Source organism: bacterium, from assembly GCA_035308905.1.
In the GTDB taxonomy this organism is placed as follows: Bacteria; Sysuimicrobiota; Sysuimicrobiia; order Sysuimicrobiales; family Segetimicrobiaceae; genus DASSJF01.
Genome location: DATGFS010000072.1, coordinates 44,831 through 58,383, shown reverse-complemented (window position 1 = coordinate 58,383; position 13,553 = coordinate 44,831). Strand labels below are relative to the sequence as shown.

The following is a 13,553-nucleotide window of genomic DNA, read 5'->3' as shown; positions in this document are numbered from 1 at the left end:
GGCAAGAAGTCGACGGCATGATTCCGACGCCTGCCGCCCGTCTGCACAGTGAACCGCTCACCCCGCCGCCCCCGCGCGGCGCGCCGCTCGACCTCGAGACGTTGTTCTTCACCCGGCGGATCGCGGGGGTCCAGTGGTCCGCGAACGGCGGGGGACTCTTCTTCGAAACGAACGTCACGGGACGCTTCAACATCTGGCAGGTGCCTCGCCGCGGCGGCTGGCCGGTCCAGCTGACCGTGTCCGACGAGCGCACGGCGCTCGCGCGCCCGTCGCCCGACGGCCGGTGGCTGTTGTTCACGCAGGATCGGGGCGGCAACGAAAAGCCGAACCTCTTCCTCCAGCCCCTCCCCCACGGCCGTCCGCGGCCGATCACCACGACCGAGGGCGTCGCCTATCGCAGCATGCGGTGGTCGCCGGACGGTCGATCGCTTGCGTTCGCCGCGGAGCGCGCCGCGTCCGGCGTCTACGACGTCTACCGGCTCGCGCCGGACGGCGCCGACGTTGAGCGTGTCGGCGGCCATGACGGCGGCCAGTGCACCACCGTGCGCTGGAGTCCGGACGGGCGCCGGCTCGCGGTGACGCGGACCTGGGACTACGCCCACGGAGGCGTCGGCGTGCTCGATCTGGCCACCAAAGAGGAGCGGACGCTGCTTCCGATCGACGAGACGGCCGATCATCAGGCGCTCGGGTGGACGGGCGACGGCCGGGCGCTGCTCGTCTCGTCCAACGCGACGCCGCACGGCACCTACGGCATCGCCCGCGTCGACGCCGCCACGGCCGCGGTCACGTGGCTCGACGCCGGCGAGTGGGACGTCGAGCTGCTGGACGTCGCGCCGGGCGGCGATCGATACGTCTGCGCGCGCAACGAGGGCGGAACGCACGCGGTGGTGCTGCGCGCGCCGGACGGCGGCGCGAGGACGCTCGCGCTGCCGCCGGGGATGGTGGCCGACGCCGCGTTCTCCCCCGACGGAAGCTCGCTCGCCCTGCTTCACGGCGCCGCGACGTCGCCGTTCGAGTTGTGGGTATGCGACGACGCCGGCGCATCTCGCCGGCCAGTCCCGCGTGAGCGGGGCGGCGCGGACGCGCCGCCCGTCCAGGTGAGCCGCTCGCTCGTCGGCGGCCTCGCCGCGGACGATTTTGTCCGGCCGAGCCTCGTCACCTATCCGTCGTTCGACGGCACGCCGATCTCGGCGTTCGTGTACCTTCCGCGGGGCGCGCGGCCCGATCGCGCCGCGCCCGCCATCGTCTACGTGCACGGCGGCCCCGCCGCGCAGCACATGAACGGCTGGGTACCGCTCGTGCAGTACCTCGTCTCCCACGGCTTCGCGGTCATCGCCCCCAACTACCGCGGGTCGACCGGATTCGGCCGCGCGTTCGAAGAGGCCAACATGCGGGACATGGGGGGCGGCGACCTGCGCGACGTCGTCGCCGCGGCCGGGACCATCGCCGCCTCCGGCTACGTCGATCCGCGCCGCGTCGCCGTCATGGGCGGATCGTACGGCGGCTACCTGACATTGATGGCGCTCACGAAGCATCCGGACCGCTGGGCGGCCGGGGTCGCGATCGTGCCGTTTGCGAACTGGTTCACGGAATACGAACACGAGGACCAAACCCTGCGCGACTCCGATCGCGCGCGAATGGGCGATCCGGTCGACGACGCGGAGCTCTGGCGCGACCGGTCCCCGATCTTCTTTGCCGACCGCATCCGGGCGCCGCTCCTCGTGCTCGCCGGTGCCAACGACGTGCGGTGTCCGGCGGACGAGGCGGAGCAAATCGCCCGCGCGGTTCGGGCCAACGGCGGGGTCGCGGAGCTGCAGATCTATCCTGACGAAGGCCACGGCTTCCGGCGGCGCGAGAACGAGATCGACGCGCACCGGCGGACGGCGGAGTTCTTGCGCCGCCACCTGGGCGCACCGGCGGCGCGGTGACGCGTCGTCACGCTACACTTCGTGCGGGGAGGCGGCGGCCGATGCGGATCCTCGATCTGACGCAGGCGGAAGAGTTCTCGCCCACGCACCACATGCAGAAGACGCTGGCCGCCTCACCGCGGTGCGGCATCAGCATCGCGTGTTGGGAGCCCGAGCAGGTGTCGCCGATTCATGCGCATCCCGGGGCGGATGAGATCTACCACGTCCTGCGGGGTGAAGGCGTCTTCCGCGACGGACGCGCCGAGCACCGGCTCGGCGCGGGCGGGACCGTATTGTTCCCGGCCGGAGAGGCTCATCAGGTCATGAGTCTGACGCGCATGGTCCTCTACCGCATCCAGGCGGGCGCGGACCGGACGCCCGTATTCTTCGAGGTGTGGCCGCCGGCCTGAACGGCGTGCGGCTAGATCGGCGCGGGCAGATCCTCGTCGCGAAGGCCCACGCTGCGCGCGCACTCGGCGATCGCGCGCCACGTATCGTCCGGCAGTTCGAAGCCGGCCGAGCGCTCGCGGCGTGATTCGACTTCCGGCTGGCCCGGGGTTCGCACGCGGTCCACGCCGGACGCGGGCGGGATCCCGCGGATCCGGTCCACAATCCGGCGCGCCTGCGCCTTCGCCTCATCCGCCGGACGCATCGTCCCCGGATCGATCGCCATGAACAGCGCGCCCGAATTGCGGTGCACGGGCTCTGCCGCTGTCCCGGGCGCGTCGCGAATCGCGTCGGCGCCCGTCAGCGCCTGGCCGAGCAGCTCCGCCGCGACCGATAGGCCGAAGCCCTTGTGCGCCGCGGCCGGCAGCAGCGCGCCGCCCGCGTAGTAGTCCTCCACGTCCGTCGTCGGATTTCCGTCCTTGTCGACGATGCAGTTGGGCGGAAGCGGCAGGTGTCTCGCGCGGGCCACCATGATCTTCCCCGCCGCGACGGCGGTCGTCGCGAAATCCATCACGACGGGATGCTCGCCCTCCACGGGAAAGCCGACCGCGATCGGGTTCGTGCCGAGCGTCGGACGGCTGCCGCCGTGCGGCACCGCCGCGCGCTGGCCCAGGCCCCCGACCCACACAAGCCCGACGCAGCCCTGGTCGGCCGCACGCTCCATGTACTCGCCCATCCGGCCGAAGTGGTTGCACCGCACCACCCCGACGGCGCCGACCCCGAACTCCCGCGCACGGCGCACGGCCTCGGCCATCGCCAGGCGGCCGGCGAGCTGACCGAACCCCCACTCGCCGCTGACCATGCCGACCGCCTGCCGCGCTTCAATCAGCTTGGGCCGCACCGCGGGCCGGACCAGGCCGTCGCGGATTCGCTGCGCGTACTGCGGGATCCGCAGCACCCCGTGGGAGTCGTGCCCGGTGAGGTTGGCGTCCACGAGCGACCCGGCGACGATGCGCGCGATGTCGTCCGGGGCGCCGAGGGCCGCAAAAATCTTCGCGCCGAGCGTGGTCAGGGCATCGGGCGTGAACCGGCCGGGCATGCGGCGATCACCTCGCTCCACGAATCTGCGCCACCGATTGTAACATGTACGAAACGCCGGAAGGATAGACGAGACGGAGATGCCAAGATCGCAAGACAGTTGTGACCTGGGAGGGATCCTTGATGACATCGTCTCGAGTCCGCGCGTTCGCGGCCGCGCTCGCCGTCGCGGCGATCGCCGGGGGTGCGCTGAGCGCCGCGGCGCAATCCACGACCACGGTCGAGGGCACGATCGCGAACGCCACGCCCACGTCCGCGACCATCGCGACGAAAATGGGCAGCACCACGGTCGTGTTGACGAACCAGACGCGGGTCATACGCCGGCTGCCGGCCACGCTCGCCGACGTGAAGGTCGGGACCTTTTTGGCGATCACCGCCAGCAAGGCCGCCGACGGCACGCTCACCGCGGTGTCGATGACCATCCTCGACGCGATGCCGAGCGCGCGCAAGGGCCAGTGGCCGATGGAGTCCGGCAACATCATGACGAACATGAACGTGACCAGCATCGTGGAGGGCAAGTCGGGCCGTACGCTCAAGCTGAGCTACCAGGACCAAAACACGTCGATCGTCGTGCCCGCCGGCACGCCGATCCGCCGCATCCTGCTCGGCAAAGTCGCCGACCTGAAGGCCGGCGAGCACGTCACGGTCCGCGGTGACAATGACGGGTACGGCGTCATCACCGCGTCCTCGGTCACGATCGAGTAAGGCGACCCACGAGCGCCGGTCGCGCCGGCCCTTTACCCGGCCGAACTCCTCGCGGCCGCCTGTACCGCTCCGGCCAGCGGGCTCAACTGCAGCCAGCGCGGAAAGGCGCGCGCGAGGGCGGGCGGACCGTCCATCTCGATGAGCCCGTCCTCGACGGCCCGCCCGAACGTGATCCGGCCCAGCCAAACTCGGTACAGATCGCCGATGTCCGTCGTCACCACAAGATCCGTGTCGAATCCGGGATCCGTCGGGCAGACGGACACGTCGCTCCGTTCCAGCACCAGCCAGATGCACCGCTTCGTGGCACGCCGAAAGTCGAACCGAACGACGACACGGCGCGGCGGAAGTAGATCACGGTTGATGCGCCCGTGCATCCACCACATCAGCAGCACGGGATCCCGGTCCTCCGGATCGGGATCGCGGAAGGCCCAGCGGGCCGCCCACTCGCCGAGCCGGTCGACCACCTGACCGAGTTCCCGCCCAGCCAGCGTGAGATGGTACTCCGCGCGCCCGCCGCCCTCGCCCGCGCGTCGCTCGATCACGCCGGACCGGATCAGCTGTCGCAGCCGGCCCGCGAGCAAGGAACGGGAGATGCCGGGCAACCCCCGTTCGATGTCGTTGAACCGATGCGCGCCCAGCATGACGTCCCTAATAATCAAGGGCGTCCAGCGCTCGGCCAGAATTTCGGCGCCCTTGGCGATCGGACAGTACTGTCCGTACGTCCCCATGCCTGGACTCTGCCATACGCGCTGCCCGGCGCCCAGTCCTTTTTCTGAACTTCTCAGGAGCGGCCGCCCGGCGTAGACTCGGATTGCGAGACCGGCGGACGACAAGCCGCGCCGTCGCGCGACGACGGCGACCACGGAGGGGAGGCCCCGACCATGGCCGAGTCCGGCATTGATGCAACGGCCCTCAGCAATCTGAAAGCGCGTCTGCGCGGCCTACTGCTGCTGCCCACGGATGCCGGTTATGATGAATCGCGGTCGCTCTGGAATGCGATGATTGACCGTCGGCCGGCGGCGGTCGTTCGCTGCCTCGGCACGGCCGACGTCGTGACGTCCATCCAGTTCGCCCGCGAGCAGAAGATCGCCCTGACGATCAAAGGCGGCGGCCACAACATCGCCGGTCTTGCCGCATCCGACGGCGGCCTCATGCTCGACATGTCGTCGATGCGCGGGGTCTGGGTCGATCCGGCCGCCCGAACGGCGCAGGTCCAGCCCGGCTGCCTCCTTGGGGACGTAGACTGCGAGACGCAGCTCCAGGGCCTTGCCGCGGCGCTCGGATTCGTCTCGGCGACGGGCACGGCCGGCCTGACGCTCGGCGGCGGCTTCGGCTATCTCACGCGCCGGTTCGGCTGGACCTCGGACACGGTGCGCTCGATGACGGTGGTGACGGCAGGCGGGCGCGTCGTGCGGGCGAGCGAAGAGGAAAATCCCGACCTGTTCTGGGGACTCAGGGGCGGCGGCGGCAACTTCGGCGTGGTGACGAACTTCGAGTACCGGCTGTACCCGGTCGGGCCCGAGATCGTCGCCGGCGCCATCGCGTGGCGCGCCGATGCGGCGCCCGAGGTGCTCGAGATGTACCGGACGTTCCGCGAGCAGGCCCCGCCGGAGCTGACCTGTGTGGCCATTCTGCGGAAGGCCCCGCCGGCTCCATGGCTGCCGAAAGACGTGCACGGTCAGCCGGTCATCGTGCTCGTGGTCTGCCACTCCGGCCCCGTCGCGGACGGCGAGAAGGCCGTGGCGCCGATCAAGTCGTTCGGCAAACCGATCGGCGACATCGTGCAGCGCCGCCCATATGTCACCCAGCAGAGCCTGCTCGACGCGACGCAGCCGAAAGGCCGCCGGTACTACTGGAAGTCCGAATATCTGCCGGCAGTATCGAGCGATCTAGTGGCAAAGGCCATCGAGCACGCGGGACGGTTGCCGTCGCCCCACTCCGCCGTCATCCTCTTTCCGGTGGACGGCGCGGTGCAGCGGCTGCCGGAAGATCACTCGGCGGTGGGCAATCGGAGCGCGCGCGTCGCCCTCAACATCACCGCGTCCTGGGAGCGGCCGGAGGACGACGCCGCCAACGTGGAGTGGGCGCGCGCGGCCTGGCGCGATATGCGCCGCTTTTCCACCGGCGGCACCTACATCAATTTTCAGACCGAGGACGAAGGCGACGACCGCGTTCGCAACGCCTATGGCGCGAACTACGACCGTCTGATCGAGATCAAGACCAAATGGGATCCCACGAACTTCTTCCGCATGAACAAAAACATCGCGCCCCGCAGCCAGTAAGGGCGGCGATGCGGAGGCCCCGCGGTGTGCCCGCGGTTTGGTGTGCTGTCGGCTACCGGATGAGAAATTGATCGAGGGGCGCACTGTGATGGTAGGTGCGCGCCGGGCGAGCGGCCGTTCGGCAGTTGCCGACTGGTCCGCGAACCGGGCGCGCACCTACCGATATATGCGGTCTATTCGATAAAGTCTTTCAGCCGTTTGCTCCGGCTCGGATGCCGCAGCTTGCGGAGGGCCTTCGCCTCGATCTGACGGATCCGTTCCCGCGTCACGCCGAACTCACGGCCCACCTCTTCCAGCGTGCGCGGGCGTCCGTCGTCGAGCCCGAAGCGCAGCTTGAGCACCTTCCGCTCGCGGGGCGTGAGGGTATCCAGCACGCCCTCCAGCTGCTCCTTGAGCATCGTGAACGACGCGGCCTCGGCCGGGGCCAGCGCATCCTGGTCCTCGATGAAGTCGCCGAGGTGGCTGTCCTCTTCCTCGCCGATCGGCGTCTCGAGCGAGATCGGCTCCTGCGCGATCTTGATGATCTCCCGCACCCGCTCGGTCGGCATCTTCATGACGTGACCGATCTCTTCCGGGGTCGGCTCGCGGCCGTACTCTTGCAGCAGCTGCCGGGAGATGCGGATCAGCTTGTTGATCGTCTCGACCATGTGGACCGGAATGCGGATCGTCCGCGCCTGGTCCGCGAGGGCGCGGGTGATCGCCTGCCGGATCCACCACGTCGCGTACGTGCTGAACTTGTAGCCCTTGCGCCAGTCGAACTTCTCCACGGCGCGGATCAGGCCGAGGTTGCCTTCCTGGATGAGGTCGAGGAAGAGCATACCGCGGCCCACATACTTCTTCGCGATGCTGACGACGAGCCGGAGGTTCGCTTCGATCAGGCGGCGCTTCGCGTCCTCGTCGCCGCGCTCCATCCGCTTGGCCAGCTTGACCTCGTCCGCGGAGGAGAGCAGCGGCACCTTGCCGATTTCCTTGAGGTACATCCGGACGGGGTCGTCGATGCTGACCCCTTCGAGCGGCTCGAGCTCGACCGGCTCCGCCTCTTCTTCCTCTTTCTCTTTCTCGGCCTCCTTGGGATCGTCGACGACCTTGATCTCGAGATCGCCGAGCATCCCGTAGATGCGGTCGTACTCGTCCAGGGTGTGCTCGACCTGCGGCACCGCCTCCTGGATCTCCTCGTAAGTCACGTAGCCGCGGCGGCGGCCCTGCTCGACGAGCTGGCGCATTTCGGCCGGCAGCGTGGCCAGGGCCTTTTCGGCCTCCAGCCGGCGCTTCGTCGTAGCGGCCTCCGATTCGGCGGTGACGTGTGCGCGACGCGGTTTAGACACTGACCTTCAACTCCCTGATGCGTTCCTTTTCCTTGCGTGCTTCGAGCAGCTCCGCCGCGAGCTCGTCCCGGCGGTGGTCGTCGCGGCCGCGCACCGCTTCCGCGTGCGCCGCCGTCAGGCGGTCGATCCGCTCCTCAACTTCAACAAGCCGCATGGTCCGGAGGCACCCCTCCGCGACGCGGCGCGCATCCCCGCGCACCGGCGGCTCCTCGATCAAAAACCGGCTCAACAGCGAGATCGCGCGGTCATCCCGCAGCCGTTCGCGAAGCCGGCCGGGTTCGATACCCTCCGCCTCCGGATCGAGGAGCGCCTGCGCAAGTAGGTGATGAACCGGCTCGCGAAATCCGTTCGCGTCGAGCAGGTTGCGGACACCCGCCCGCACCGACGCATCGGCCACCAGGAGATGGAGAAGCAGCGCCTCCGCTCCGATCCGGCCGTCCGCCTCCGGAACCTTCCGGGGCGTGGCGGCCGGCCGCCTCGTGTCTTCACGATCCTTCGCGAGACGGCGGAACTGTCCTCTGATAGCGTCTTCACGGACGCCCAGGCGCTCCGCCAGCAGCCGGACGTACTCGGACTGCCGGACCGGATTCGGTGCTATAATGATTAACTGACTCATTTCGTCAACAATTCCCACCTTTCCTTCCACCGTTCTGCCGTCGTGCCGGGCCGACGCCATCGCGAACCGGTAGTCGAACACCGACCGCGCCCCAGCCAACACCGCCCGGAAGGCCTCAACACCCTTTTTCCGCAAGAACTCGTCCGGATCGGCCCCACCGGGCAGGACGGCCACCCGCACGGGCAGCTCCGCCTGCTCGAAGATCCCGAGGCCCCGCTCCGCCGCGTCCATGCCGGAGGCGTCCGCGTCGTAGACCAGAACGGCGCGGCCCACGAAGCGCTTCAACAGCAGGACTTGGTCCTGCGTGAGCGCCGTGCCCAACGAGGCGACCGCGTTCGTGATGCCGAACTGGTGGCACGCCAGCGCATCCATGTACCCTTCTACCACGACGGCCTCGCCGCTCTCCCGGATCGCCGCGCGGGCGGTGTCGAGCGCGTAGAGCGTGCGCCCTTTCGCAAACAGCGCGGTCTCGCGCGTGTTCAGATACTTCGGCGTCGCGTCGTCGAGCGCGCGGCCGCCGAAGGCGACCGGCCGGCCCTGCAGATCGTGGATCGGAAAGACGAGGCGCTGCCGCAGCGCGTCGTAGTGCCCGGCCGGCCCGCGCGCGGGGTCGCTTCCGGTGCGCGCCACCGCCAGCCCCGCCTGCTCGAGCGCCGCGCCGTCGAAGCCGCGGGTCCGCAGGGCCCGAAGAAGTCCGTCCCACCCCGCGGGCGCGTACCCGAGCCGGAACGCCTCGGTCGCCGCCGCGTCCACGCCCCGCTCCGCCAGATAACGCCGCGCGGGCCCGCCCGCCTCGGCCGCCAGCTGCGCGCGGTAGTACGCCGCGGCCTCGGCCACCGTGCGGAGCAGACGTTCCCGCTCGCCGCCCTGCCGCTCTTCCTCGACCGTCCGCTCGAGCCGGATCCCGGCCCGGCCGGCGAGCTCTGTCAGCGCGTCGGGAAACGCCACGCCGCCCATGCGCATCACGAAATCGAACACGTCCCCGCCGGCGTGGCACCCGAAGCAGTAGAAGAACCCGAGTTCGGGGTTCACCGTGAACGACGGGGTTTTCTCGGAGTGAAACGGGCAGAGGCCCGTGTACCGCCGGCCCGACCGCTTGAGCGTGACGTGCGCGGACACGACGTCGAGAATGCTGATGCGCCGGCGGATCTCGTCTGTGACCTCTCGTGACCGTCCGGCCATCTCACGCACCCGCGAAAAAGGGCCTTATCGGTGAAGCAGATAAGGCCGCGCCCGCCACGCTGGAATTGTCTTCTGCATAATTCTCCATTCGGCGGAGGCGGTCCTCTCATCCACACCGAACAGTAGGAGTCCAATGCGCGCCGCGGTGCTCTCCGAGGTGCATGCTCCGCTCGTGATCGAGGACATCCCGGCGCCGCGTCCCCACGCCGGCGAGGTCCTGATACGGGTGGCCGCGTGCGGCGTCTGCCACACCGACCTGCACGTCATCAAGGGCGAGGTGAAGTTCCCGACGCCCGCGGTGCTCGGCCACGAGATATCCGGCACCGTGGCGGCGGTGGGGACGGACACCGCGCCCGGCGGCGGCCCCCGCCTCATCGAAGGGATGCCCGTCGTGTGCAGCTTTATCATGCCGTGCGGCACGTGCGCGTGGTGCGCGCAGGGACGCGACGATCTGTGCGAGACGTTCTTCGCGATGAACCGCCTCCGCGGCACGCTCTACGATGGGACGAGCCGCCTCGCCCGCGCCGACGGCTCGCCGCTGGCCATGTACAGCATGGGGGGACTCGCCGACTACGCGGTCGTCCCCGCCACCGACGTGTTTCCGCTGCCGGAGAGGCTGCCGCTCGCCGATTCGTGCATCATCGGCTGCGCGCTCATGACGGCCTACGGCGCGGTGCGCCACCAGGCCGCCCTGCTCCCGGGAGAGACCGCCGCCGTCGTCGCGACCGGCGGCGTCGGCTCGAACATCATTCAGCTGGCCGCGGCCTTCGGGGCGTCCGCGATCATCGCGGTCGACGTGCGGGATGACAAACTCGAGGCCGCGCGGGCGGTCGGCGCCACGCACACGATCAACGCGGCGCGCGTGGACGCCTCCGCCGCGATCCTCGAATACACGAAGGGGCGCGGCGTCGATGTCGCGTTCGAGGCGCTCGGCCGGCCGGAGACGGTGGTCCAGGCGTTCGGCGCGGTGTGCGACGGCGGACGCGCCGTGATCGTCGGGATCGCGCCCGGCACGACCGCGGCGCCGATCGAGATTACCCGTCTCGTTCGCCGCGGGATCCGGCTCATCGGGTCGTACGGCGGCCGGGTTCGCACGGACGTGCCGGCGCTTTTGCGGCTGGCGGAGGGCGGCGTGATCGATCCGGCGCGCACGATCTCGCGGCGCTATACCCTCGCGGACGCACCCCGAGCATACGACGCGCTCAACCGGGGTGAGATCGTCGGCCGGGCAATTGTGGAGATAGGCTAGGCGGTCTTGATCTCTCCGAGGTAGGCCTGCCGGATCATCTCGTTCTCGCGCAGGCTCTTCGCGGTGCCCGACAGCACGACCTGGCCGGTCTGCAGCACGTAGCCGCGGTGCGCGATGCTGAGCGCCATGTTCGCGTTCTGCTCGACGACGAAGATCGACGTCCCCTGTTTGTTGATCATCTGGATGATATCGAAGACCTGCTCGACGAAGGCCGGCGAGAGCCCCATCGACGGCTCGTCCATGCAGAGCAGCTGCGGCCGGGCCATGAGCGCGCGGCCGATCGCCACCATCTGCTGCTCGCCGCCGGAGAGCGTGCCGGCCAGCTGGGTGCGGCGTTCCTTCACGCGCGGGAAGAGCGCGTAGACGCGGTCGAGGTCTTCCGCGATGCCGGCCGGGTCGGTGCGGGTGAACGCGCCCATCTCGAGGTTCTCGAAGACCGTCATCCGCGGAAACAGGCGGCGGGCCTCCGGCACCGGGGCGATGCCGCGGCGGACGCGCTCCGCGGTTGAGAGCCGGGAGATCTGCTCGCCGCGGTAGATGACGGTGCCGCGCGTCGGCCGCACGAGCCCCAGCACGGTCTTCATTGTCGTCGACTTGCCGGACGCGTTGCCGCCGAGCAGGCAGACGATCTCGCCGACGCCGATCTCGTAATTGACCCGCTTCAGGGCATGGAGCTCCCCGTAGTAGGTGTCGACGTCCTTAAACTCGAGCAGCGGACGTCCGGCCGAGATAGGCTCGGATGACATCGGGGTTCCGATGGACCTCCTCCGCGGTGCCTTCGGCGATCTTCTCGCCGTAGTCCAGCACGGCGACCTTGTCCGAAATCGTGTTGACGACGTTCAACTTGTGCTCGATCAACAGCACGGTAAGACCCATGTCCTTCAGGCTGCGAATCTGGTCGGCCAACTCGAGCGTCTCCGCGGGGTTCATGCCCGCGGTCGGCTCGTCGAGCAGCAGCAGCGCCGGACGCGCCGCGATCGCGCGGGCGATCTCCAGCCGCCGCCGGTTGGCGTAGGAGAGGCTGCTCGCGAGATGGTTCACCCGCGGCGCGAGCCGGTTGCCGAAGATTTTCAAGACCTCCATCGCCCATTCGACCGACTCGCGCTCCTCCGTGCGGACGGCGGCCGTGTGCAGCACGGCGCCCAGCGCGTTGGCATGCGTCCAGGCGTGCATGCCGACGAGGACGTTCTCGAGGACTGTCATGTCCGGAAACAGGCGCAGCGACTGGAACGTACGCGCGATGCCGCGCTCGACGACCGCGTGCGCCGGGAGCCCCGTGGCGTCGCGCCCGGCGAACAGAATACGGCCGGAATCCGGAGTGTCGAGCCCGGTCACAAGGTTGAAGAAAGTCGTCTTGCCGGAGCCGTTCGGCCCGATCAGGCCGACGATAGAGTGCGGCGGGACCACGAGATCGACGCCGCGCACCGCGGTGATCCCGCCGAAACGCTTCGTCAGCCCGCGCGTCTCCAGGAGCGGCGTGTTCTCCGGCACCTTCGTCCGCGCCAGCCGGCTGAGCGAGATCCCGATGCCGCCGCGCGTCGGCGCCGCCGCCTGCTCCTCCATCGAGAGCGGCGCGGTCGTTCTGGACGCCGGAATCAGCCCCTGGCGGCGGTACAGCATCATTGTCACGAGGATGATGCCGAAGAGCAGTTCGATCGTCTGCGCCAGCTCGACGTGCTGGAGCGAGACGATCCCGGTCAGGCGACCCAGGGCGTGCAGCCACTGCGTCAGGTCCTGGAGGAACCACGACTGCAGCAACTGCAGCAGCAGGGCGCCCAGGACCACGCCCGGGACGCTGCCCATCCCGCCGAGCACGATCATGACGAGGATCATCACGGACACCGGGAACTGGAACATGTCCGGCGTCGCGGTCTGCAGCTTGGCGATGTACAGCGTGCCGGTCATGCCGCCGAACCCCGCGCCGGTCGCGAAGGCCAGCAGCTTGAGACGCGTGCGGTTGACGCCCATCGCCCCGGCGGCGATCTCGTCCTCGCGAATCGCCATCCAGGCGCGGCCGACACGGGACGCCTTGAGGCGGTAACTCACAAACATGAGGAGCACGATCATCGCAACCGCGACGTAGTAGTACGGGGTTGCGTTGACGCCGAAGTTGTGGCCGAACGCCGTCGGCGCAAGCACCCCGTTCAGCCCCATCGCGCCGTTCGTCAGCTTCTGCTCGTTGCGGACGACGATCGGCACGATCTCCCCGAACCCCAGCGTCACGATCGCGAGGTAGTCGCCCTTCAACCGCAGCGTCGGGGCGCCGAACAGCAGGCCGAAGAACGCGGCGACGATCGCCGCCCCGGGCAACATATACCAGAAGGAGAACTGGAACTGCACGACGTCCGGCACACCTTCGAGGTGGAACCGGCCGACGAGGCCGAGCCACGCGAGCGGCTGCCAGGCCGGGGTCCACAGCGGGTGCAGCTGGCCGGACGCCAGGATGCCGTACGTGTACGCGCCGATCGCAAAGAACGCGGCGTAGCCGAGATCCAGCAGGCCGGCGAAGCCGACCACGATGTTGAGGCCGAGCGCGAGCGCGGCAAAACACAGCGCGTTCGTCGCGGCGTCCACATCGCCGCCGTTGGAGTGCAGCACCGGGAACGCCAGCGCCGCGGCCAGCAAAAGCACCCCGGCGAGGCGCGCCCGGGCGGCCGCGGGGATCCGTTCGAACGGCCGGAGGACCGGGGCGGCGATCGCCCGCCACGCCGGCGTCTGCGTCGGGGGCGGCGCGACCTGCGGCTCCCCGTCGATCGTGTGGAGGGACGAGACTTCAGCCGGCGAGACGTCAGCCACGGGACG

At 69.5% G+C, this 13,553-nt stretch carries 11 protein-coding genes; 5 read left to right on the top strand and 6 right to left on the bottom strand.

Going from position 1 to position 13,553, the window contains the following annotated elements:
- Positions 1-17 precede the first annotated feature (17 nt).
- Both VKT83_18630 and VKT83_18625 read left to right on the top strand, forming a co-directional pair.
- A complete protein-coding gene (locus VKT83_18630) occupies positions 18-1,928 on the top strand; it encodes an alpha/beta fold hydrolase (GenBank protein HLY24488.1) in 1,911 nt (636 codons plus the stop codon).
- A gap of 41 nt (positions 1,929-1,969) precedes the next feature.
- Positions 1,970-2,317: a cupin domain-containing protein gene (locus VKT83_18625; protein ID HLY24487.1), complete on the top strand. Its 348-nt coding sequence runs from the start codon at positions 1,970-1,972 to the stop codon at positions 2,315-2,317.
- Positions 2,318-2,328: 11 nt separating this feature from the next.
- On the opposite strand, the gene VKT83_18620 is transcribed toward VKT83_18625, so the two are convergent.
- Positions 2,329-3,393 carry an Ldh family oxidoreductase gene (locus VKT83_18620; GenBank protein ID HLY24486.1) on the bottom strand — a complete coding sequence of 355 codons (1,065 nt, stop codon included), beginning with the start codon at positions 3,391-3,393 and terminating at the stop codon, positions 2,329-2,331.
- Between the two features lie 122 nt (positions 3,394-3,515).
- Between VKT83_18620 and VKT83_18615 the strand changes: the two genes are divergently transcribed.
- Positions 3,516-4,097: a DUF5666 domain-containing protein gene (locus VKT83_18615; GenBank protein ID HLY24485.1), complete on the top strand. Its 582-nt coding sequence runs from the start codon at positions 3,516-3,518 to the stop codon at positions 4,095-4,097.
- A 32-nt stretch (positions 4,098-4,129) separates the two neighbouring features.
- Here the strand turns inward: VKT83_18615 and VKT83_18610 are convergent, their stop codons facing one another.
- Complete coding sequence (locus tag VKT83_18610) at positions 4,130-4,825, bottom strand: helix-turn-helix domain-containing protein (protein ID HLY24484.1); 696 nt, start codon at positions 4,823-4,825, stop codon at positions 4,130-4,132.
- A gap of 153 nt (positions 4,826-4,978) precedes the next feature.
- Between VKT83_18610 and VKT83_18605 the strand changes: the two genes are divergently transcribed.
- Positions 4,979-6,379 (top strand): FAD-binding oxidoreductase, encoded by a 1,401-nt coding sequence (locus VKT83_18605; protein HLY24483.1) that lies wholly within the window; start codon positions 4,979-4,981, stop codon positions 6,377-6,379.
- A 173-nt stretch (positions 6,380-6,552) separates the two neighbouring features.
- Here the strand turns inward: VKT83_18605 and rpoD are convergent, their stop codons facing one another.
- Together rpoD and dnaG are read right to left on the bottom strand one after the other, a co-directional pair.
- Positions 6,553-7,641, bottom strand: a complete 1,089-nt coding sequence (gene rpoD, locus VKT83_18600; GenBank protein HLY24482.1) for an RNA polymerase sigma factor RpoD — start codon at positions 7,639-7,641, stop codon at positions 6,553-6,555.
- 55 nt (positions 7,642-7,696) lie between these two features.
- Positions 7,697-9,502: a DNA primase gene (dnaG, locus tag VKT83_18595; protein ID HLY24481.1), complete on the bottom strand. Its 1,806-nt coding sequence runs from the start codon at positions 9,500-9,502 to the stop codon at positions 7,697-7,699.
- A 133-nt stretch (positions 9,503-9,635) separates the two neighbouring features.
- On the opposite strand from dnaG, the gene VKT83_18590 reads away from it, so the two are divergent.
- Positions 9,636-10,751, top strand: a complete 1,116-nt coding sequence (locus tag VKT83_18590) for a zinc-binding dehydrogenase (protein HLY24480.1) — start codon at positions 9,636-9,638, stop codon at positions 10,749-10,751.
- On the opposite strand, the gene VKT83_18585 is transcribed toward VKT83_18590, so the two are convergent.
- A complete protein-coding gene (locus VKT83_18585) occupies positions 10,748-11,497 on the bottom strand; it encodes an ABC transporter ATP-binding protein (GenBank protein HLY24479.1) in 750 nt (249 codons plus the stop codon). The two genes, VKT83_18590 and VKT83_18585, sit on opposite strands and share 4 nt — an antisense overlap.
- Entirely contained in the window at positions 11,451-13,547 is a 2,097-nt protein-coding gene (locus tag VKT83_18580) for an ATP-binding cassette domain-containing protein (protein ID HLY24478.1), read from the bottom strand. The genes VKT83_18585 and VKT83_18580 overlap by 47 nt, the downstream gene beginning before the upstream one ends.
- Positions 13,548-13,553 lie beyond the last annotated feature (6 nt).

What these genes read in the sequence shown, in the direction of transcription:
- VKT83_18630 (HLY24488.1), top strand. Translation starts at nt 18, where the DNA reads ATGATTCCGACGCCTGCCGCCCGTCTGCACAGTGAACCGCTCACCCCG.
- VKT83_18625 (HLY24487.1), top strand. Translation starts at nt 1,970, where the DNA reads ATGCGGATCCTCGATCTGACGCAGGCGGAAGAGTTCTCGCCCACGCAC.
- VKT83_18620 (HLY24486.1), bottom strand. Translation starts at nt 3,393, where the DNA reads ATGCCCGGCCGGTTCACGCCCGATGCCCTGACCACGCTCGGCGCGAAG.
- VKT83_18615 (HLY24485.1), top strand. Translation starts at nt 3,516, where the DNA reads ATGACATCGTCTCGAGTCCGCGCGTTCGCGGCCGCGCTCGCCGTCGCG.
- VKT83_18610 (HLY24484.1), bottom strand. Translation starts at nt 4,825, where the DNA reads ATGGGGACGTACGGACAGTACTGTCCGATCGCCAAGGGCGCCGAAATT.
- VKT83_18605 (HLY24483.1), top strand. Translation starts at nt 4,979, where the DNA reads ATGGCCGAGTCCGGCATTGATGCAACGGCCCTCAGCAATCTGAAAGCG.
- dnaG (HLY24481.1), bottom strand. Translation starts at nt 9,502, where the DNA reads ATGGCCGGACGGTCACGAGAGGTCACAGACGAGATCCGCCGGCGCATC.
- VKT83_18590 (HLY24480.1), top strand. Translation starts at nt 9,636, where the DNA reads ATGCGCGCCGCGGTGCTCTCCGAGGTGCATGCTCCGCTCGTGATCGAG.
- VKT83_18585 (HLY24479.1), bottom strand. Translation starts at nt 11,497, where the DNA reads ATGTCATCCGAGCCTATCTCGGCCGGACGTCCGCTGCTCGAGTTTAAG.